The sequence below is a fragment of the Comamonas aquatica NBRC 14918 genome (assembly GCF_000739875.1).
In the GTDB taxonomy this organism is placed as follows: Bacteria; Pseudomonadota; Gammaproteobacteria; order Burkholderiales; family Burkholderiaceae_C; genus Comamonas; species Comamonas aquatica.
The window spans coordinates 68,298-87,526 of record NZ_BBJR01000041.1 but is presented as its reverse complement, the minus strand read 5'-3'; the positions used below and the strand labels follow the sequence as shown (position 1 = coordinate 87,526).

Annotated in this window: 18 protein-coding genes and 1 pseudogene; 12 read left to right on the top strand and 7 right to left on the bottom strand. The window is 66.8% G+C overall.

Features of this window, described 5'->3' with window-relative positions; genetic code table 11:
- Positions 1 to 67 precede the first annotated feature (67 nt).
- Complete coding sequence (ppk2, locus tag CA2_RS08830) at positions 68 to 1,210, bottom strand: polyphosphate kinase 2 (protein WP_042415460.1); 1,143 nt, start codon at positions 1,208 to 1,210, stop codon at positions 68 to 70.
- Between the two features lie 172 nt (positions 1,211 to 1,382).
- On the opposite strand from ppk2, the gene CA2_RS08825 reads away from it, so the two are divergent.
- Positions 1,383 to 1,928: a DUF4124 domain-containing protein gene (locus CA2_RS08825; RefSeq protein WP_245620916.1), complete on the top strand. Its 546-nt coding sequence runs from the start codon at positions 1,383 to 1,385 to the stop codon at positions 1,926 to 1,928.
- Here the strand turns inward: CA2_RS08825 and CA2_RS08820 are convergent.
- Positions 1,913 to 2,860, bottom strand: a complete 948-nt coding sequence (locus CA2_RS08820; protein WP_042415455.1) for an SDR family oxidoreductase — start codon at positions 2,858 to 2,860, stop codon at positions 1,913 to 1,915. The genes CA2_RS08825 and CA2_RS08820 overlap by 16 nt on opposite strands.
- Positions 2,861 to 2,992: 132 nt before the next feature.
- On the opposite strand from CA2_RS08820, the gene CA2_RS08815 reads away from it, so the two are divergent.
- From CA2_RS08815 to trhA, 6 genes are all read left to right on the top strand, one after another.
- On the top strand, positions 2,993 to 4,030 hold the full coding sequence (locus CA2_RS08815) for a CDP-6-deoxy-delta-3,4-glucoseen reductase (RefSeq protein ID WP_042415449.1): 1,038 nt from the start codon (positions 2,993 to 2,995) through the stop codon (positions 4,028 to 4,030).
- Between the two features lie 236 nt (positions 4,031 to 4,266).
- Entirely contained in the window at positions 4,267 to 5,238 is a 972-nt protein-coding gene (locus CA2_RS08810; protein ID WP_042415575.1) for a Bug family tripartite tricarboxylate transporter substrate binding protein, read from the top strand.
- Between the two features lie 268 nt (positions 5,239 to 5,506).
- The gene (locus tag CA2_RS08805) at positions 5,507 to 6,034 is read left to right on the top strand and encodes a plasmid pRiA4b ORF-3 family protein (protein WP_052369883.1); all 528 of its coding nucleotides are present in this window, start codon (positions 5,507 to 5,509) and stop codon (positions 6,032 to 6,034) included.
- Between the two features lie 320 nt (positions 6,035 to 6,354).
- Positions 6,355 to 6,810: an azurin gene (gene azu / locus CA2_RS08800; protein WP_042415445.1), complete on the top strand. Its 456-nt coding sequence runs from the start codon at positions 6,355 to 6,357 to the stop codon at positions 6,808 to 6,810.
- 169 nt (positions 6,811 to 6,979) lie between these two features.
- The gene (locus CA2_RS08795) at positions 6,980 to 7,333 is read left to right on the top strand and encodes a hypothetical protein (protein WP_042415442.1); all 354 of its coding nucleotides are present in this window, start codon (positions 6,980 to 6,982) and stop codon (positions 7,331 to 7,333) included.
- Positions 7,334 to 7,488: 155 nt separating this feature from the next.
- Complete coding sequence (gene trhA / locus CA2_RS08790) at positions 7,489 to 8,109, top strand: PAQR family membrane homeostasis protein TrhA (RefSeq protein ID WP_042415569.1); 621 nt, start codon at positions 7,489 to 7,491, stop codon at positions 8,107 to 8,109.
- 47 nt (positions 8,110 to 8,156) lie between these two features.
- On the opposite strand, the gene CA2_RS17175 is transcribed toward trhA, so the two are convergent.
- Positions 8,157 to 8,900, bottom strand: a complete 744-nt coding sequence (locus CA2_RS17175) for an ATP-binding cassette domain-containing protein (RefSeq protein ID WP_052369882.1) — start codon at positions 8,898 to 8,900, stop codon at positions 8,157 to 8,159.
- 190 nt (positions 8,901 to 9,090) lie between these two features.
- Here CA2_RS17175 and CA2_RS08780 point away from each other — a divergent pair, with 190 nt between their 5' ends.
- The 3 genes from CA2_RS08780 (at position 9,091) to CA2_RS08770 (ending at position 12,238) form a co-directional block, all read left to right on the top strand.
- Positions 9,091 to 9,735, top strand: a complete 645-nt coding sequence (locus CA2_RS08780) for a YiaD family glycine zipper/OmpA-like lipoprotein (protein ID WP_042415441.1) — start codon at positions 9,091 to 9,093, stop codon at positions 9,733 to 9,735.
- 467 nt (positions 9,736 to 10,202) lie between these two features.
- Positions 10,203 to 11,375: a GGDEF domain-containing protein gene (locus CA2_RS17170; protein ID WP_052369881.1), complete on the top strand. Its 1,173-nt coding sequence runs from the start codon at positions 10,203 to 10,205 to the stop codon at positions 11,373 to 11,375.
- A gap of 113 nt (positions 11,376 to 11,488) precedes the next feature.
- On the top strand, positions 11,489 to 12,238 hold the full coding sequence (locus tag CA2_RS08770) for an SDR family NAD(P)-dependent oxidoreductase (protein ID WP_042415438.1): 750 nt from the start codon (positions 11,489 to 11,491) through the stop codon (positions 12,236 to 12,238).
- A gap of 327 nt (positions 12,239 to 12,565) precedes the next feature.
- On the opposite strand, the gene CA2_RS08765 is transcribed toward CA2_RS08770, so the two are convergent.
- Positions 12,566 to 13,183 (bottom strand): helix-turn-helix domain-containing protein, encoded by a 618-nt coding sequence (locus CA2_RS08765; RefSeq protein ID WP_042415435.1) that lies wholly within the window; start codon positions 13,181 to 13,183, stop codon positions 12,566 to 12,568.
- Between the two features lie 138 nt (positions 13,184 to 13,321).
- Here CA2_RS08765 and lhpI point away from each other — a divergent pair, with 138 nt between their 5' ends.
- On the top strand, positions 13,322 to 14,266 hold the full coding sequence (gene lhpI / locus CA2_RS08760; protein ID WP_042415433.1) for a bifunctional Delta(1)-pyrroline-2-carboxylate/Delta(1)-piperideine-2-carboxylate reductase: 945 nt from the start codon (positions 13,322 to 13,324) through the stop codon (positions 14,264 to 14,266).
- A gap of 878 nt (positions 14,267 to 15,144) precedes the next feature.
- Positions 15,145 to 16,317, top strand: a complete 1,173-nt coding sequence (locus tag CA2_RS08750) for an MFS transporter (RefSeq protein WP_042415426.1) — start codon at positions 15,145 to 15,147, stop codon at positions 16,315 to 16,317.
- A gap of 102 nt (positions 16,318 to 16,419) precedes the next feature.
- Here CA2_RS08750 and CA2_RS08745 read toward each other — a convergent pair whose 3' ends face one another.
- The 3 genes and pseudogenes from CA2_RS08745 to CA2_RS17995 all read right to left on the bottom strand — a co-directional run bounded on the left by CA2_RS08745 (position 16,420) and on the right by CA2_RS17995 (position 18,998).
- Positions 16,420 to 16,800: a RidA family protein gene (locus CA2_RS08745; RefSeq protein WP_042415423.1), complete on the bottom strand. Its 381-nt coding sequence runs from the start codon at positions 16,798 to 16,800 to the stop codon at positions 16,420 to 16,422.
- A 213-nt stretch (positions 16,801 to 17,013) separates the two neighbouring features.
- A pseudogene (locus CA2_RS08740) lies at positions 17,014 to 17,901 on the bottom strand (DMT family transporter).
- 392 nt (positions 17,902 to 18,293) lie between these two features.
- Positions 18,294 to 18,998 (bottom strand): hypothetical protein, encoded by a 705-nt coding sequence (locus CA2_RS17995; protein WP_156105998.1) that lies wholly within the window; start codon positions 18,996 to 18,998, stop codon positions 18,294 to 18,296.
- Positions 18,999 to 19,229 lie beyond the last annotated feature (231 nt).

Sequence of the window (19,229 nt, the reverse complement as noted above, 5' to 3'; positions counted from 1 at the left end):
CTTCAAAGGCTTAACCCATTGAAATGCTTGTAGAGCATGCGCCAGCCGCTCTTGTTTTCGCAGTCTCTCAGTTCGTGGCCTTCTCGCCGCGCTCGTACACGGCCGAGGCACGGCCGACGATCAGCGAGTCCAGCTTGCCCACCTTCTCCAGGTCGCGGTTCTTGTAGGCCAGCTTGTGCAGCACATAGCGCATGGCGTTCAGGCGCGCGCGCTTCTTGCAGTCGCTCTTGATCACCGTCCAGGGCGCATCGGCGGTGTCGGTTTCGAAGAACATCGCCTCCTTGGCGCGCGTGTAGTCGTCCCACTTGTCCAGCGAGGCCTGGTCGATGGGACTGAGCTTCCACTGCTTGAGCGGGTGCGTCTCGCGCTCCTTGAAGCGGCGACGCTGCTCCTTGCGGCTGACGCTGAACCAGAACTTGATCACATGCACGCCACTGTTGACCAGCATGCGCTCGAACTGCGGCGCATCTTGCATGAACTGGCGGTACTGCGCGTCCGTGCAAAAGCCCATCACGCGCTCCACGCCGGCGCGGTTGTACCAGCTGCGGTCCAGCAGCACGATCTCGCCCGCCGTGGGCAGGTGCTGCACGTAGCGCTGGAAGTACCACTGGCCCTGCTCGGTCGGCGAGGGTTTTTCCAGCGCCACCACGCGCGCACCGCGGGGGTTCAGGTGCTCCATGAAACGCTTGATGCTGCCGCCCTTGCCGGCCGCGTCGCGCCCTTCGAAGACGATGACCACGCGCTGGCCGGTTTCCTTGACCCAGGCCTGCAGCTTCAGCAGTTCCACCTGCAGGCGGAATTTTTCCTTTTCGTAGACCGAACGGCGCAGCAGGTTGGCATACGGATAGCCGCCCTCCTTCCAGTCCTTGGCCAGCTCCTCGTCCGGGTTGGGGCGCGGCTCCTTCTTGCCGGTGCCGTCCAGCTTGTTCAAGGCCTTGCGCAGCGCCTTCTGGTCGTCGGGGTCGGAGCCTTCCAGCAGCGCGCGCAGCGCCTTGGCGCGTTCCTTGTCGGTGCCCGGCGCGTCCAGCACGCTCAGCACCGCGGCCACCCGGCGCTTTTGCGCCGCCTGCGTGGCCTGGCCGGCCACGAACTGCTCGATCGACTTGGCATCCTGGCCCACCGCCACATCGCCGGCGGCGGCTTTGCGCTTGCCGTGCTCGGCCGGGGGTGCTTCGGATCGGGAATTGCTGGGGGTGGGCTTGTCGGCCATACGCGAAAACTCCTGCCCCTGCACGGCCGCGTGCCGTGCAGAGATTCATAAACAACATCACATCCAGCGCTTGACGATACCATTGACCGACACTCCTGCAAGGCATCGCACTGACAGCCGATGCCGTGCTTCTCTGTTGCCCACGCCGGGTTTCCAGGAGAAAGTTCGATCTATGTCAATGTGCCCCCCTGCCGCTTCGCTGTTCCGCCGCCCTGGCGTGGCACTGCTGTGCGCCCTGGCGGGCGCCTGGATCGCCGGGCCCGCCCAGGCCCAGGTGTTCCGCTGCACCGATGCCCAGGGGCGCGTCACCTACACCGGCACCCCCTGCGCGCCTAGCCAGAGTGGCAAGGAGGTGCTGCCCGCCCCGACCCAGGAAGAGCGCGCCCAGCAGGAAGCCCAGTACCAGCAGGCCCTGGAACGCCGCCGCGCCGAGCAGGCGCTGCAGGCCGAGCGCGAAGCCGCCCAGGCCCAAAGCGACGCCGCCCGCGCGGCCGAGCAGGCGGCCCAGCGGCCCCAGCCGCCGGTCATCGTGCAGGTGCCGCCCAGCAGCCCGCCGGTGGTGGTGCCCAGCTACGGGCCGTTCTACCCGCCGCGGCCACCGCATGGGCGGCCTCCGCCACCCCCACGGCCGCAGCCACCCGACACCAAGGCCGACGGCTACAACTGCAATGTGTTCCGTTGCTACGACGGCAAGGGCAACACCTACCCCCGTCCCTGACCGGCCGCCAGCCCCTCGGCCACCGTGGGCCAGGCCAGGCGCACACGCAACTCCCGCAGCATGCGCGTGTTGCGCAGCCGGCGTGATTCACTCATGAAGCTCAGCATCATCGGCGGCAGCACCTGCTGCGCCTCCTGGCGCGACAGGCGCGCAGGCTGCGGCAGGCCGTAGATCTGCGCCGCCAGGTCAAAGTAGTCGCCCATGCGCAGCTCGGTGTGGTCACAGACGTTGTAGACGCGCTGGGGCCGGCCACGCCACAGGGCGGCGCGCAGGGCCTGCGCCAGATCGTCGGCGTGGATGTGGTTGGTGAACACATCGTCCGCCTGGCGCAGCACCGGCAGCCCCTTGAGCAGGCGACCCTGCGGCGTGCCACCCTCGCGGTCCGGCGCGTAGATGCCGGGAATGCGCAGCACATTCACCCGCGCACCGCTGCGCTGCCCCCAGGCACGCAGTTGCTGCTCGGCATCCACGCGGCGGCCCGCGCGTTCGGTGCCCGGCTGCAGCGCCCGGGTTTCGTCCACCCAGGCCCCACCGCAATCGCCGTAAACCCCGGTGGTCGAGCCGTAGACCAGGGCCTGTGGCGCCGGGCCCAGCGCCCGCAGCAGGCGGGCCGTGCGCGCATCGCGCGCGCCCTGGCTGGCCGGGGGCGCCAGGTGGATCACGCGCTGCGCCACACCGCGCAGGCGGCGCAGGCTGCGCGCATCGTCCAGATTGCCCAGCAACGGCGTGATGCCCAGGGCCTGCAGGGCCGGCCGTTTGTCGGGCGACGACGTCAGCGCCAGCACCCGCGGCCCGTGCCGGCCGGTGCGCCCGGCCTGGGCCTGCAACTGGCGCGCCACGCGCTGGCCGACATCACCGCAGCCGACGATCAGCACGCGCGTGCGGCGAAAACGGGCAGGCAGTGCGCGCGGAGGAAATTGGTTTGGAGGCAAAATCGGGCATCCCCATAGATAAGCCATGCAGGGGCCGCAACCATTGCGGCCCCTTGCATTTGTAACGTCTGTCGTAGGCCAGCGCCCTGCTACGCAGGTGCTGGCGGAGCAACCACCAAGGATAGCCAGAAGATGACTGCCCCCGCCTTCCAGATCACCGTGCAGCCCAGCGGCCGCGCATTTGCAGCCACCGACAGCGAGACCATTCTGGCCGCCGCCATCAGTGCCGGCGTGGGCCTGCCCTATGGTTGCAAGGATGGTGCCTGCGGTTCGTGTAAGTGCAAGAAGCTCAGCGGCGAGGTCACGCACGACAGCCACTCCGACAAGGCGCTGTCCGCCCAGGAGCTGGCCGATGGCTATGTGCTGACCTGCCGCGCCACGGCACACAGCGACGTGGTGCTGGAGTCGCGCCAGGTGACTGACGTCAACGCCCCGCCCATCAAGAAGATGCCGGTGCGTGTGAGCGCCCTGGACAAGCTGTCGCACGACGTCATGCGCGTGCAGCTGCAACTGCCCGCCAACACCGTGTTCAAGTACTTTGCCGGCCAGTACCTGGAATTCATCTTGCGCGATGGCTCGCGCCGTGCCTACTCCATGGCCACCGCCCCCCACGTGCAGACCACCACGCCCGGCGTGGAACTGCACATCCGCCACATGCCCGGCGGCCTGTTCACCGACCATGTGTTCGGCGGCATGAAGGAAAAGGAAATCCTGCGCGTCGAAGGCCCGTTCGGCAGCTTCTTCCTGCGCGAAGACTCCGACAAGCCCCTGGTGTTCCTGGCTTCCGGCACCGGCTTTGCGCCGATCAAGGGACTGCTGGAACATATGCAGCACCAGGGTATCACCCGCCCCGTCAGCCTGTACTGGGGTGGCCGCCGCCCCGAGGACCTGTACATGCACAGCTGGCTGCTGGCCCTGCAGGGCAGCATGCCCCATCTGCGCTATGTGCCCGTGGTGTCCGACGCACTGCCCGAAGACCAATGGACTGGCCGCACCGGCTATGTACACCAGGCCGTGCTGGATGACTTTGCCGACCTCTCCGGCCACGAGGTCTATGCCTGCGGCGCCCCCGTGGTGGTGGATGCGGCGCGCACCAGCTACATCGGCCAGCGTGCCCTGCCCGAGGAGGCCTTCTTCGCCGACGCCTTCACCAGCGCTGCCGACCACTGATCCGGAGCCGCCACTGCACACCAAGGCCGCCCGGAGCGGCCTTTTTGCTGCACCTTACGATTACTTACAAAACCCCGTACTGGACAACGCAGGGCCTTGGTAGTAGCGCGCACCAAAAGTGCGCAGACCGTCGCATCACGCACAAAACGCGCGACTTCCTCGAATCGCTTGCAACAAAAAGCCAAAACCCGTTGCGCGCCATCACTGGACGACATGAATCCTGCACAATGTCCGACATGAACCGTCGAAACATCCTGCTGTCCTCCGTGGCCCTTGCCGCAGCAATGGCCTCTCCTTTGACCCAAGCAACTGAGCAGCCCATCCGCCTGATCGTGCCTTATGCGCCTGGCGGTCCGCTGGATGTCACCTCGCGGGCCCTGGCCGAACGCGTGCGCGACAGCCTGGGCACCGTGATCGTGGAAAACAAGCCCGGCGCCGGCGGCAACATCGGCGTGGACGCCATTGCCAAGGCCGCCCCCGATGGCAAGACCATCGGTCTGGCTGCCACCGCCACCCACGGCGTGAACCCCTGGCTGTACAAAAAGCTGCCCTTCGACGCCGCCAAGGACTTTGCCCCCATCACCCAGATGGTGCGCGTGCCCAATGTGCTGGTGATGAACGCCGAACGCGCCAAGGAACTGAACATCAACTCTGTCGCCGAACTGGTCGCCTACGCCAAGTCGCACCCTGGCAAGCTCAGCTACGGCAGCGGCGGCAATGGCAGCTCGGGCCACCTGGCCGGTGAAATGTTCAAGCAGGGCCTGGGCTTTACCGCCGTGCACATTCCCTACCGTGGCGCCAACCCCGCGCAGCTGGCCCTGCTGGCGCGCGAGGTGGACTTCAACATCGACAACCTGGCTGCGGCCTCGGCCAACATCAAGTCCGGCAAGCTCAAGGCCCTGGCCGTGACCACCGCCGCCGAAAGCCCGCTGCTGCCCGGCGTGCCCGCGCTGTCCAAGAGCATCCCCGGCTTCGCCATCGACACCTGGTGGGGCCTGGTGGCACCGGCCGGCACCCCGGCCGACGTGATCGACAAGCTGAACAAGGCCTTCACCGAAGCCCTGAAGGACCCCGAAACCCAGAAGCGCTTCGCCACCCTGATGGCCGAGCCCGTGCCCACCACGGCCAAGCAGTTCGGTGACTTCATGGCCGCCGAGCGCGCCAAGTACGAACCCGTGGTCAAGGCCTCGGGCGCCAGCGTCGACTGACGCCGTCGTCAGCACATGTGACCAAGGCACCTGAGGGTGCCTTTTTCTTGGGCCCGGGCGGAAGCACCCAGGTGCCGGCAGGCCTGCGGCGCACGGTCGTGCGCAAACACAAGCACAAGCGCCCGCAGCGTGCACAAGGCCGCGCCAAACCCCAGCACACCAGCAGCCAGTACTTACCCGCAGTCGCCACCGGCCTTGCATGCCTGGGGTACAACCAACACACGGGCAAGGCCGCAGCACCGCCGCCACGCCCCAGGAGGAGAGGACCATGCCCAAAATACGCCACAGCTACCAACTGCACATCCAGCTGTGCGACATCAAACCCGCCATCTGGCGCCGCTTGGTGGTCAGCGACTGCACCAACCTGGCGCAACTGCACCGGCTGATCCAGGCCGCCATGGGCTGGAGCCCGCGCCACGATTACCTGTTCGAGATCGCCGACCAGCGCTACGGCCAGCCCAACCCCGACTGGCCCGAAGATCCGACCATGGATGCCCGCCGCTACAGCCTGGGCCAGCTGCTGCAAGGCCAGGCCTTGCCCATGCGCTACGTCTACAACCTGGCCGACGAATGGCTGCACCGCATCAAGCTGGAAGCCTGCACCCCGCTGCCCAGCCCCGAGTCGCTGGGCAACCTGCCGCTGTGCCTGGACGGCCGCAATGCCTGCCAGCCCGACCACGGCAGCGATGGCGCCAATGCCCTGCCCTTCGACCTGGCCTCCACCCAGGCGCGCATCCAGGCCCTGGCCCGTGCCCGCACCACCCCGGAGGCCCGTGCAGAAACTGCATTGGCATAAAGGCTATTAAAAAGATGAGCATTTAGCCCATTCAAAACCTAGGTTTCACAGATAAAACACTGTCAAACCTTGAATGAATCAGCGCAGCACGCTCACTTATCAATACCCCACATCGGCGATTCGGCACCCTGGGGTCGGCATTTATTGATCCGCGTCATGTCCCGGGGTAAAAATCGACCCGATCTAAGTCTGCAGGCGGCTATTTCACCCAAACCTGTAAATTCAGCATCAAAATAAGTGTTGACTGGACAGCTGGAGCCCTGGCTTCAGGTCTGCCGAGCACCTCTCACTTCACTGATTGATTCGGAAGGATTCGCGCTATGAAAAAGACTCTGATGACGCTGGCCCTGCTGGCCGCTGGTGGCATTGCTGCACCTGCCATGGCTGCCGACTGCGCCGTGACCGTCGAAGGTAACGACCAAATGCAATTCAATGTGAAGAACATTGAAGTGCCCAAGTCCTGCAAGAGCTACACCGTGACCCTGAAGCACGTGGGCAAGATGCCCAAGTCCTCCATGGGCCACAACATGGTGCTGACCACCACCGCCGATGCCACCGCCACGGCCGCCGACGGCATGAAGGCCGGCGCTGCAGCCGACTACGTGAAGGCCGGTGACACCCGCGTGATCGCCCACACCAAGGTGATCGGCGGCGGCGAGACCACCAGCATGACCATCGACGTGGCCAAGCTGAAGGCCGGTACCGACTACACCTACTTCTGCTCCTTCCCTGGCCACTCCTTCATCATGAAGGGTGCCCTGAAGCTGGGCGCCTAAGCGTCAGCCGCTTCCGAGCCCAGGCCACCAGCCTGGGCCACCCCACAGCCCCGTGCGCTTGCGCCGGGGCTGTGTGCTTTGTGGACCTAGCAATTTCACGCCAATCAGGCTGCAGCGCACATTCAGTGCACACACAATGCACTTTTTTTCATAGCATCTGATTGCCTCCATGACCACGCAAAGCTTTGAACTGGCGTTCTTCACCATTGGCGAACTCGAAGGCCTCAGCGGTGACGCCACCACCCGCACCGCCCACATCGACATCCCTGCCGACTGCTTGCCCGTGGCTGCCACGCTGCAATCCGCCCGCCAATGGCTGGCCGGGCAGCATGCCCAGGTCGACATGGAGTGCGCCGCCGACCTGCCGCTGCGCGGCCACTTCACGTTCCAAAGCGCCCAGGGCCGCCAGGGCTTCCACGTCGAGAGCGCACAGCTGGTGGCCATCGACGAAGGCTTCGTCGTGCGCGCCAGCCTGGACAACGGTGTCTGCGTGGAAAGCGATGTGCTGGCCCTCAGCCTCTGAGACCTGCATCCGCCACTGACACGGCCCGCGCCCTGCACGGGCTTTTTTGCGCAGCTGTCATGCCTGAGCTGCCAAACGCCCCCGGCCAGGCGCTGACAGTGCGATGGCCCCTTGCCCGGCTTGCATTTCTGGCGCACGCCGCCAAGATGGCAGGCATGTACCCCGGAGAACGCTTCAACGCCTGGTCCCACCTGGTCGGTGCCGTGTTTGCGCTGACGGGGGCGACGTGGCTGATCATCACCGCCAGCCTGCGCGCCGACGCCCAGGCCATCACCAGCGTGGCCATCTACGGCACGGCCATGGTGCTGCTGTATGCGATCTCCACCATCTACCACAGCGTGCGCGGGCGGGCCAAGCGCATCCTGCGCAAGTGCGACCACCTGAGCATCTACCTGATGATTGCCGGCAGCTACACGCCGTTTTGCCTCATCAGCTTGCGCGGGGCATGGGGTTGGAGCCTGTTTGGCGTGGTCTGGGGCCTGGCCGTGCTGGGCATGCTGCAGGAAATCAAGCCCCGCAACGCGGCACGCGTGCGCTCCCTGGTGATCTATGCAGTGATGGGCTGGGTCGCCCTGGTGGCCACCGGCCCGCTGCTGCAGGCGCTGGGCCCTGCGGGCTTTGCCTGGCTGGCCGCTGGCGGGGCGCTGTACAGCGTCGGCGTGGTGTTCTTCGTGCTGGATGGGCGCGTGCGCCATTTCCATGGCATCTGGCACCTGTTCGTGATTGCCGGCAGCCTGGCCCACTACGTCGCGGTGCTGGGCTACGTCGTGCCATGACGCCCAAGCCTGCGGCTGAGGTCGCAGCGCAGGCGGCGGTTGGTTCCTCAGGGGTTTTCGTCGAACAACAGGTTCTGCTGCCGGTGCAGATCGCCCGGCCCGGCCTGCGGGGCGCTGTCCGCCTCGGGCAGCAGCGGGAAGGCCAGCACCTCGTCCCACAGCACATGTGGCAGTGGCTCCCAGTGCGCCACCAGCACCCAGCGCGGGGGCTGTGCCGGATCGGCCAGGCGGTCTTCCAGCGCGTCCAGGGCCTGGCACAGGTAGTGGATGCCGTCGCTGTCCAGACCGGCGATCGGCTCCTCGATCAGGGTCAGGCGTGCGCCCGAACACAGGGCCGCCACCAGCCCCAGCTTGCGCAGGCTGCCGGTCGACAGGTGCCACAGCGGCTTGGACAGGTGGGCTTGCAGGGCAAAGCCTTCGCAATACTGGAGGCAGTCTGCATCGCTCCAGCTGGGCCAGTGGCTGGCCTGGGTCTGCAGCCATTGCTGGGCGGACATCTCACGGTCGTGCAGCGGCTGGCGCGGGTTGTGCCAGTAGACCTGGTCGGTGTAGGCCTGGGGGTCTTCCTGGCTGCAGACGCCGGCACAGCGCACCTGGCCGTGGGCGGGCAGCGCATGGCCGGCCAGCACCGGCATCCAGCGCGCGGCCTCGTCGCCGGTGTCGTCCACCACCACGCACAGCCCCGGGGGCAGTGTTTCGCTCCAGCCCGTGGCCCTGGCAGGCGCATTCACGGGCCACAGGTCGGTCCAGGCCATTTCGGGCTGGACATGGTGTTCATGTTGCTTGTGCATGCACGGCCTCCCTTCCCCCCTCTAGCGAGGTTTGAAAGCAATGTATGTCAGCGCATTGCCCGCCGTCAAACCGATTCCCTGCGCCACCGAGGCCCATCCAACCCCTGGTCAATCCGCGGTTTTTTCTTATTGGCTCGAAGTGAATTGCTATACATTTTGATTCTTCGATTTTGTAACAGGGAGAAATACATTGCGAAATACCACCGCTGCCGTTCTGGCCTTGGCCACCGCCGTCGCGCTGACCGGGTGTGAAACCATGACCGACACCCAGCGCAACACCGCACTGGGCGTGGGCATTGGCGCGCTGGCCGGCGCCGGCATCGCCAAGGCCACGGGCGGCAAGGCCGGTACGGGCGCACTGATCGGCGCGGCCGTGGGGGGCGTGGGCACCTACATCTGGTCGGCCAACATGGAACGCCAGCGCCAGGAACTGGAAGACGCCACGCGCGGCACCGGCGTGACGGTGTCGCGCACGGCGGACAACCAGCTGCAACTGGCCATTCCCAGCGACATCTCGTTCGACAGCAACAGCGCCACCATCAAGAGCCAGTTCCGCCCGGTGCTCAACAGCTTTACCGACAGCCTGCGGCGCAATCCCGGCACCCACGTCGTCATCGTCGGCCACACCGACAGCACGGGCGGCGCGCACATCAACGACCCGCTGTCCCTGAACCGCGCCAACGCCGCCCGCGACTACATCTTCAACCAAGGCGTGCGCGGCCCGCGCATCCAAACCGAAGGCCGCGGCGCCCGCGAGCCTGTGGCCTCCAACGAATCCGCCTGGGGCCGGGCCAAAAACCGCCGCATCGACATCTTTGTGGCCCAGGCACAGTAAACCAGGCTGCGGCCCACGACAGCGCGGGCCACAGCCTGGTCACCCCGCCACGGTCCGTGCCCGCCGGTGCACAGACCGTGACCGGGCACTGCAGGTCAACGCCACAGAGGCAGATCACTGTGCCGGCTGATACGAAGTCAGGACTTTTCACTACACCGCGTCAATTGACACATTTCGAAACAAAATCTAATTTGAAAACATTGCGTAGTGCGTGTTCACATTCGGTTTCTGAATTGCGCAGGCTGTGGTGAAAGGCATTCAGCACCTGCCGTCACCGGGATGAAGGGCCCGGCGACCGCCGCCGCCCCCTGAACACGCGGTACGCAATCCCAGACCGGGCCGTGAAGGTGCTGGCAGTTCCCTGGCGCAGCCGGTAGGCCGGACCGGCAACGCCCTGACCCTGGATATGGCCGGAACACGCGTGTCACCCCACCCTTGCTGGCGTCTGCGGCGCCAGGGAGTTGCAAATGCCGGATCTGATGACCATTGCCTTCATGATCGCCTTGTCCTCGGTGACTGCGGCCGGCATGGTGGCATTCGTGGGGCGCACCCACCGGCACGAGGGCGCTCCGCAGACGGCCGCCACCCTGGTGTGCTACGGCATGACCTATCTGTCGATCAGCCTGATGGCGTCGGCCGGGCACGTGCGCTGGTTTCTGGCGGCCTACGGCTTCTTTGCCTGCGGGCAAAGCTGCTGGATCTGGGCCCTGCACCGCTTCCACCAACTGCGCCCACCGTACGCGCTGCTGGTGGTGCTGCCCATCGTTTCCGTGCTGGGGTTGTCCTTGGACAGCATCTCCGCGTCGCTGCGCGTGCAGCTCATCAGCAGCCTGTTCCTGGGCTACGAAGTCTGGGCCCTGTACCTACTGACCCTGCGCCGCGCCGAAGCCATGAACCGCGGCACCATGGTGCTGATCGTGGGCACCCTGATGTTTGCCGCAGCCCTGCTGCTGCGCCTGCACACCCCGGTGGTGTCGCTCACGCTGCGCGACACGGCAGCCTCCACCCCGCCGCTGCTGCTGTCCTTCGTCATCCTCAGCATCGCCATGCACTTCAAGTCCACCGGCTTTCTGATGATGTGCCACGAGCGCAAGCAGGTGCTGCTGGACCGCATGGCCAACGTGGACGTGCTGACCGAGCTGCCCAACCGCCGGGCCCTGATGCACAGCCTGGAGCATGTCTGGCAGCAATGCCAGCGCTGCCACACGCCACTGAGCGTGCTGATGGTGGACGTGGACCACTTCAAGCGCGTCAACGACGCCTGCGGCCACCCCGAGGGCGACAAGGTGCTGGCCCAGATCAGCCGCGTGCTGCAGTCCCATGTGCGCCCCAGCGACATCGTCGGCCGCTACGGTGGCGAAGAGTTCGTGATTGCCTGCCCGCACACCGCCAGCGCCGAGGCCCAGGTGCTGGCCGAGCGCCTGTGCGCCCAGGTGCGCAGCGCCGTCTCGGCCCACCACGACACCAGTGCCTGGCCCATCACCATCAGCGTCGGCCTGCATGTCTGCCTGCCGGGCGACGGGCAGACGCTGGAGGACATCGTGCTGCAGGCCGACCAAGCGCTCTACCACGCCAAGGCCGACGGCCGCAACCGCGTGCACCTGCTGACCCCTAGTCCTGGCACGCGCTTCGGCACCTGACGAGCCCCCTCGCATCTGCGCCATACCCCCATCGCGACGCGGCGCGCTTGCCCAAACCAGGGTCCACTGGAGACAATGTCCCATCCCTGGTATTGATGAGAGAGAACCACACCATGATCGTTTTAATCACCGGCGCTTCGGCCGGTTTCGGCGCCGCCATGGCCCGCAGCTTCGTGCAGGCCGGTCACCGCGTCATCGCCACCGCCCGCCGCAAGTCCAAGCTGGACAGCCTGGCGGCCGAGCTGGGCGCGCAGCTGCTGCCCATCGAGCTGGACGTCACCGATGCCGCCGCCGTGGCCGCCCTGCCCGCCCAACTGCCCGCCGACTGGGCGCAGGTGGACGTGCTGGTCAACAACGCCGGTCTGGCCCTGGGCCTGGGCCCCGCACAGCAGGCCGATCTGGCGCAGTGGGACACCATGATCGACACCAACTGCAAGGGCCTGGTCCACATGACCCGCGCCTTCCTGCCCGGCATGGTCGAGCGCAAGCGTGGTCACGTCATCAACATCGGCTCCACCGCCGGCAACTGGCCCTATGCCGGGGGCAACGTCTACGGCGCCAGCAAGGCCTTTGTGCAGCAGTTCAGCCGCAACCTGCGCACCGACCTGTTCGGCACCCCAGTGCGCGTGACCAACATCGAGCCCGGCCTGTGCGGCGGCACCGAGTTCTCCAACGTGCGCTTTGGCGACGATGCCAAGGCCGCCAAGGTCTATGAGGGCGTGGACTTCATCACCCCCGAAGACATCGCCAACACCGTGCTGTGGGTGGCCCAGGCGCCCAAGCACATGAATGTGAATGCCATCGAGATCATGCCGGTGCAACAGTCCTTTGGCGGGCTGGCCGTGCACCGCGGCAGCTTCTGATCCAGGTTTTTGCCCAAAAATGCTGCCAGCCCTTGTCCTGCAAGCGCTGGCAGCTCTGCTTTTAAAACCTCTGGCGCGCCCACCAGCGCGGGTTGCAGCACCAGTGCTTCAGATTACGAACCGGGCATTGTTAAATGCGGCGCATTCTGCGGACGTTTTGCGCGCTAGCGCCCGGGTCGCCCGTGACCAAGCGGCACGCCCACCGCACGGCCCGCAGCACCCAGCCAGAGGCGGGCCTAGCCACCAAGAACACACAGAGCATGCCGTGGTGAGCCTGAGGCGCGCCCCGTCCGGCAGTTGGTGCCCCACCGCCAAGGCCGCCGGCACTCAGCCCGCGTCCGACGTCAATCCGTGCGAGGACACCCACAGCACCTGGGCCTCGCCCTCGCTGCCTGCCACGCAGGCATGGCCCAGCCGGCTGTCGAAGTAGCAGGAATCGCCCGGCTGCAGCACCAACGGCGCTTCGCCCTCGGTGTGCAGGTGCACCGTGCCGCGCAGCACATAGACCATCTCCTCGCCCGTGTGGCGCAGCAGCTGCGGGAACTGCGCCACCTCCCGCGCCCGCAGGGTGGCCAGCAGGGGCACAAAGCGCTTGTCCGCCAGGTCGGTGTGCAGCAGCTCGTAGACATACGGATCGGTGCGGTGCACCACCCCCTGGCCGGCCCGGGTCACGCTGCGGCGCGGGCCGCCAGCGTCCGGCGGGCTGGGCCTGAACAGCTCGCCCACCTCCACCTGCAGCGCCTGGGCCAGGGCGGCAATCTTTTCGTAGGTGGGCGAGAGTTGGCCGTTCTCGATCTTCGACAGGGTCGAGGTGGCGATGCCGCTGCGCGCGCCCAGCTGCTGCAAGGTCAGGTGCGCCGCACGCCGCAGCAGGCGCAGCTTGTGCGCCAGCACCTCGGTGGTGGTCGTGCCGGCAGGGGCGGCTTCGGGGTGGGGTGAGGTCATGGCAGGACGGCGGCAGCAACCCGGCGCGGGCGCTCCCAGTGTAGGGCCAAGCCCGCCGTGCGCACCGGGTAAGTCCCCTGCCCCCAGCGCGCCGTGCCGCCTAATATTTCGTAAACGAAAATTTACCGTGCCGCAGCCATGCAGATCCTCACACAGCCTCAGACCGAGCACCACCTGCCCTTCGCCGCCCTGCTGCCGGCGCTGGAGCAGATGTTTACCACCGGCTGCGAAGTGCCGCTGCGCCACCACCACGCCATCCCCGGGCGCAGTACCGACGAAGACGGCATCCTGCTGCTGATGCCCGCCTGGCAGACCGGCCAGCGCCTGGGCGTCAAGACCGTGTCCATCTTCCCCGGCAACGCCCGCCAGGGGCTGCCCGGCCTGCACTCGGTCTACATCCTGTACGACGCGCGCACCGGCCAGCCGCTGGCCGTGCTGGATGGCGACACCATCACCTCACGCCGCACGGCCGCGGCCTCGGCCCTGGCGGCGCGCTGGCTCAGCCGCCCGGATGCGCGCCGCCTGCTGGTGGTGGGCAGCGGCCGCGTTGCCCGCCTGCTGCCGGCGGCCTACCGCTGCGTGCGTGCGCTGGACACAGTGGAGGTCTGGAGCCGCAGCCCCGCCAGCGCCCAGGCCCTGGTCGACGACCTGCGGGCCCAGGGCCTGCCGGCGCAGCACGCACCCGACCTGGAAGCCGCCGTGCGCCGCGCCGACATCGTCAGCTGCGCCACCCTGTCCACCGCACCGCTGATTCAGGGCGCCTGGCTGCAGCCGGGCACGCACCTGGATCTGATCGGCAGCTTCACCCCCGCCATGCGCGAAAGCGATGGCGAGTGCCTGCGCCGCGCCACCGTGTTCACCGACACCACCGAGGCCCTGCTCAAGGCCGGCGACCTGCTGGGTGCTATCGCCGAAGGCGCCTGGTCAACAGACCGGCTGGCCGCCACGCTGGAGCAGCTGTGCCGCCAGCAACACCCCGGCCGCCGCAGCGCGGACGAGATCACCCTGTTCAAATCCGTGGGCAGCGCGCTGGAGGACCTGGCCGCCGCCTGCCTGGCCTACGACGGTTTCTGCGCCGGCTGAGCCAGCGCCAAGCCGCCCCAGCCCAACGCTCCAGCACTGCGCGCCCTAGCTTCAGTGCACAGGGCGAAGTCCCCTGGCCCCCAGCCTCGCCGCGCCAGTGCCTGGGTGAACCTTGGCAGGCGCGCCAGAAGCCATCAAACATCCCAAGTTTGACCATCTGGCGGCTTCCCTTTATGTGAAGCCTCCAACCCGGCTGGCGGGCATGCCGCACCGCTGGCGATGGGTTCCACGCACCAAGGCGTGGTGCTGCCACCTGGCATGCTACCCGGCGGTTGGCATGACTCCACAGCGAACGACGGCCCCAAGCACCCGGGGGCGCAGCACTGTCGCCTTCAAGCGCATCTCGGCTGCACCACCACGCCGAGACCTGCATCGTGTGCGGGCAAGCTGCTGCCGAGCACGCAGCGGGCCATCCCTCTGCCTCCGCCGCTGTGCCTGCCGCGATGCCATAGCAGCAGTCCCCATGCAGACAGACGCCGTGCGCTCTGCGTTGTGCGTTGTGCGTTGGGCGTTCTGCCCAGCACCACCGCACCACCCATCTTTTCGTGGCCTAGCCCAGCAACGACGGGCGTGAACAGCTCTGTTTTTGCGCATACCGCATGTCCGCATTTCCGCATTTCCGCAGGTTGGCTCTGGCTCTGGCTCTGGCTCTGGCTCTGGCTCTGGCTCTGGCTCTGGCTCTGGCTCTGGCTCTGGCTCTGGCTCTGGCTCTGGCTCTGGCTCAAGCGCAGATTCCAGGCTGCGGCAGCCCATCAGCGCGGCCACCGTGCCAACCCATCGCCGCCGTGCGAAAGCCCAGCCTCTCACCCTGTCCCCGTGTGTACCGGCGCGCGCCCTCGCAACGGCTACCATGCGGTCACCGCTTGCCCGCACCCGCCATGGCCCCGCCCTCCCAACACCGCGTCGTCCTCACCCTCGGTCTGGCCCAAACCCTGGCCTGGGCCTCCACCTACTACCTGCCTGCCATGCTGGCCGCCCCCATGGCGGCCGACCTGGGGCTGGCCACGCCCACGGTGTTTGCCGCTTTTTCCCTGGCGCTGTGGGTGGCTGCGCTGGTGGGGCCGCGCGTCGGCCAGGCCATGGACCGCTGGGGCGGGCGCGCCATCCTGGCGGCCACCAGCGTGCTGTTTGCCGCCAGCCTGGTGGCCCTGGGCCATGCGCAGGGCCTGTGGTCGCTGCTGCTGGCCTGGTGCGGACTGGGCCTGGGGATTGCCAGCGGCCTGTACGAAGCGGCCTTTGCCACCGTGGTGCGCCTGTACGGCCAGCAGGCGCGCAAGGCCATCACCGGCATCACCTTGCTGGCCGGCTTTGCCAGCACCGTCGGCTGGCCGCTGACGCATTGGATGCAACTGCACTGGGGCTGGCGCAGCACCTGCTGGGTCTGGGCCGGCGTGCACCTGGTCCTCTGCCTGCCGCTGTACCTGTCCCTGCCCAGCGACCGGCAGGTGCCCACGCACACCCCGGCGCCCACAGAGGGCCCTGACGGCACACCACGCCCCCGGCTCGATCTGCGCACCGGCCTGCTGGCCCTGGTGTTTGCGGCCTCGGGCTTCATCAGCAGCGCCATGGCTGCGCACCTGCCGGCGCTGCTGCAGGCCTGTGGCATCGCGGCCGGGCTGGCCCTGACGGTGGGCATGCTGATGGGCCCGGCCCAGGTGGCCGCGCGCCTGCTGGAGTTCAGCCTGCTGCGCCACCTGCCGCCGCTGGTCAACGCCCGGCTGGCGACCGTGCTGCACCCCGTGGGTGCCGCCTTGCTGTTGCTGCTGGGGCCCCCCGGGGCGCTGCTGTTTGGCGTGCTGCACGGCGCGGGCAACGGCATGCTGACGATTGCCCGGGGCACACTGCCGCTGCAACTGTTTGGCCCCCAGGGCTACGGCCACCGCCAGGGCCTGCTGCAAGGCCCGGCGCGCGTGGCCCAGGCACTGGCCCCGTGGCTGTTTGGCGTGGCGCTGGCGCAGTGGCAGGGCCAGGCATTGTGGTTGTCGGCCGCGCTGGGCCTGCTGTCCGTGGCCGCCCTGTTGGTGCTGTCGCGCCACATGGCCAAGGGCTGAGGGCACCGCCCCCGCTGCGCACCGCCTGCGCCGCCAGGGCTTTCAAATCCATAGCTGGTCGCGCTTGCTGGGCCTGCGCACAAGCCCGTTTTTATGCCGAATTCAGTCCGCGGCGATTTGCGCGGCCGTGACGATGACCTCGATGCGGTAGTCCGGGTTGATGGCCGGCGCAATCACCGTCGCACGCGGCGGCGTGTGGCCGGGCACGATCCAGGCATCCCACACCGCGTTCATTGCTGCAATGTCCTGCGCCTCGCGGATGAAGATCTGGCACATCAGGATGTGGGCCTTGCTGCTGCCGGCCTCGTTCAGCAGGCGCTCCACGTGGCCCAGCACCTCCTCGGTCTGCACGCGCATGTCGGCGCCGGGATTGTTCTCGGGGATCTGCCCCGCCAGATAGACGGTGCCGTGGTGGATGGCGATTTCAGACAGACGGGCGCCGACATGGTGGCGGGTGACGGGGCCGGAGGTGGAAATGCTCATAGGGGAGAAAAAAATTGGCTGCCAAAAGCCCTAGGTTAAAGCGCTTTGGGTGGTGTTGAGACTTTGTGCCCATGCATGGCTGCCACGCAGACCTGACAAGCACTGCACGCTACGATTTCTAATCAAGCCTTGCCAACCGGCGACTGGCCAGATATGGAGCGCAGTCACCCCAGCACGGTACGGCTACCACGTCACCGGCGCGCTGGCAAGCACTCAGGGCTGGCGCCCTGGAACGGCGGTCACCGCAGGCGGCGGCCCAGGCCGCGCCAGCACCACCAGCGCAATCCCACCCAGGATGGCCGCCCCCGCCCCCGCCAGCGACAACCGCAGCGTCCAGCTTTCCCCCAGCAGCTACACGGCCCCGATGGCCGCCAGCAGCGGCATGCTCAGTTGCACCGACGCCGCCGTGCCCGCCTTCAACTGCGGCAGCGCCGCATACCAGGCCACATAGCCCAGCCCGGACGTCAGTGCGCCAGAGCACAGCGCAGAGGCCAGCCCCGCCGCGCTGACGGAGGCCTGGCCCACCATCAGCCCCCACATGAGCAGCGCCAGCGGCGCAGCCCGCAGAAAGTTGCCCGCCGTCACCCCCACCGGGTCTTTCGCCCCCTTGCCGCGCAGCGAATACGCGCCCCAGGCCACACCGGCCAGCAGCATCAGCCCCGCCGCGCCCCAGGGTGGGGCCGACAGCCCGGGCCGCAGCAGCACCACCAGCCCGCCCAGGGCCAGCACCAACCCGGCCCATTGGTGCAGCGCCAGCCACTCGCCCCGCCACAGGCCCACGCCCACCATCGTGGCCTGCACCGCCCCAAACAGCAGCAGCGCGCCCACGCCCGCCGGCAACTGCAGGTAGGCCAGCGAAAACGCCGCCGCATACACAAACAGCCACGCCGCCGAACCCCAGCGGCCACGGCCCGCCGCCGCAGGCAGGGCCCGCAGCCGCACCACCAGCGCCAGCACCAGTGCGCCCGACACCAGCCGCACCGCCGTGAAGCTGGCCGCATCGATGGCATTGGACTGCAGCGCCAACCGGCACAACAAGGAATTGGCCGCAAACGCCAGCATGGCCAACACGGTCAGCACTGCGGTGTGAAAGCCTGGCATGTCCGTCCTCCTGGCTGGGTGGGAACGACTGGTGCGGCGCACGCAGCGCAGCGGGCATTGCGCACCACGCGCCGTTCCCTGCGCACACCGGCATCTTGGCGCGGACGGAAGGCCGCGACAAGCGGCGACCGGGCAACGCCCTGCCGGTGGGGTGGATGCTGGATAGATGCATTGCCATGCATGGCTTGCCGCGCCTGCGGCGCGATCGCGAATCACCGCGAGTGGCCGTGCTGCCCTGCAGGGCCAGAGGCCGGGATTTCACCCCGACGGGCGCACCGCCTGGGTTTGGCTTCGCACCAAGCAAGTACCCCCAAACAAGGCGAGCCTGGCCGGCGGCTGTCCGGCTCGCTGCATAGCTAGGTCACTCTGCTCAGCCAGCAATGCGCAGGGAGTTAGCTTTCCATTGGTGAGCACACCTCTTTAGCAAACACAGTGGCCCACTTTCGCCAGCTAAAAAATGCGCTGGGATGGCGGATAAACACAAGTTTCAGGACTTTCCCATTTGGCCATTCGTACTTGGCAATTCGCCCCTTGGAACGGCCTTGGACTTCCACAAGTTGGCGACTGAGCAGCTTCAATCCTTTGGCCCGTGCAACTTCGCGCAAAGCCAGTCGCTTCGGTAGTTCGACACCATAGATCACACATTGATCAATCGCCAATGTCTCGCACAAACGCAATGCCTCATGCCAACCCGCGATGTACTGATTCATCGATGGACGATGTTTTGGGTTGTCCAACAAGTCCAATACAAGGTTGTGATAAACCACTGAATGCCACAGCGCCATTTTTTGCGCGTCACTGGGCGTTGCTGTATCAAAGAACGCACGCTCGACATTCCGGACATATGCAGAGTCACGATCCAAGCGCAATGCATGGTTCACATGCGAGATGCGCAGGCCTGTCGTTTGGGCATAACGGCTTCGGCAGGTCTCTTTGCCAGGGCTCCAGTCGTACACACTCTCACCCAACAGCATGGTCCGAACCGGCGACACAGCAAATTTTCTCCCGACCCATGGCCACCATCGCAGTTGCATTTGCTGAGCAAAGGCTTGGTCAAAGCTTGAATCCAAAGACTCATGGACAAATTGCTCGGCCATCCCCCAACCCCTTTCACTTGATGAATCACATCCAGCGTGTCAGCCATATCTGGAGCCTGGCTCAAATTGCAGAACTCGCGCAGCCATTGCTTGTTTTGCCGAAAACAAATCATTTCATATCACCAACAGCTGTCGACAAAACTCACCTTCCTCGCCCCAATTTTGCAAGCAAGGTCACGGCTACAACCAACAAACAGCACCCCAAACGAAAAGTCTGCTAACCCCGCAAAG

Coding starts and splice junctions, on each gene's coding strand:
- ppk2 (WP_042415460.1), bottom strand. CDS start 1,210: ATGGCCGACAAGCCCACCCCCAGCAATTCCCGATCCGAAGCACCCCCG.
- CA2_RS08825 (WP_245620916.1), top strand. CDS start 1,383: ATGTCAATGTGCCCCCCTGCCGCTTCGCTGTTCCGCCGCCCTGGCGTG.
- CA2_RS08815 (WP_042415449.1), top strand. CDS start 2,993: ATGACTGCCCCCGCCTTCCAGATCACCGTGCAGCCCAGCGGCCGCGCA.
- CA2_RS08810 (WP_042415575.1), top strand. CDS start 4,267: ATGAACCGTCGAAACATCCTGCTGTCCTCCGTGGCCCTTGCCGCAGCA.
- CA2_RS08805 (WP_052369883.1), top strand. CDS start 5,507: ATGCCCAAAATACGCCACAGCTACCAACTGCACATCCAGCTGTGCGAC.
- azu (WP_042415445.1), top strand. CDS start 6,355: ATGAAAAAGACTCTGATGACGCTGGCCCTGCTGGCCGCTGGTGGCATT.
- CA2_RS08795 (WP_042415442.1), top strand. CDS start 6,980: ATGACCACGCAAAGCTTTGAACTGGCGTTCTTCACCATTGGCGAACTC.
- trhA (WP_042415569.1), top strand. CDS start 7,489: ATGTACCCCGGAGAACGCTTCAACGCCTGGTCCCACCTGGTCGGTGCC.
- CA2_RS17175 (WP_052369882.1), bottom strand. CDS start 8,900: ATGCACAAGCAACATGAACACCATGTCCAGCCCGAAATGGCCTGGACC.
- CA2_RS17170 (WP_052369881.1), top strand. CDS start 10,203: ATGCCGGATCTGATGACCATTGCCTTCATGATCGCCTTGTCCTCGGTG.
- CA2_RS08770 (WP_042415438.1), top strand. CDS start 11,489: ATGATCGTTTTAATCACCGGCGCTTCGGCCGGTTTCGGCGCCGCCATG.
- CA2_RS08765 (WP_042415435.1), bottom strand. CDS start 13,183: ATGACCTCACCCCACCCCGAAGCCGCCCCTGCCGGCACGACCACCACC.
- lhpI (WP_042415433.1), top strand. CDS start 13,322: ATGCAGATCCTCACACAGCCTCAGACCGAGCACCACCTGCCCTTCGCC.
- CA2_RS08750 (WP_042415426.1), top strand. CDS start 15,145: ATGGCCCCGCCCTCCCAACACCGCGTCGTCCTCACCCTCGGTCTGGCC.
- CA2_RS08745 (WP_042415423.1), bottom strand. CDS start 16,800: ATGAGCATTTCCACCTCCGGCCCCGTCACCCGCCACCATGTCGGCGCC.
- CA2_RS17995 (WP_156105998.1), bottom strand. CDS start 18,998: ATGGCCGAGCAATTTGTCCATGAGTCTTTGGATTCAAGCTTTGACCAA.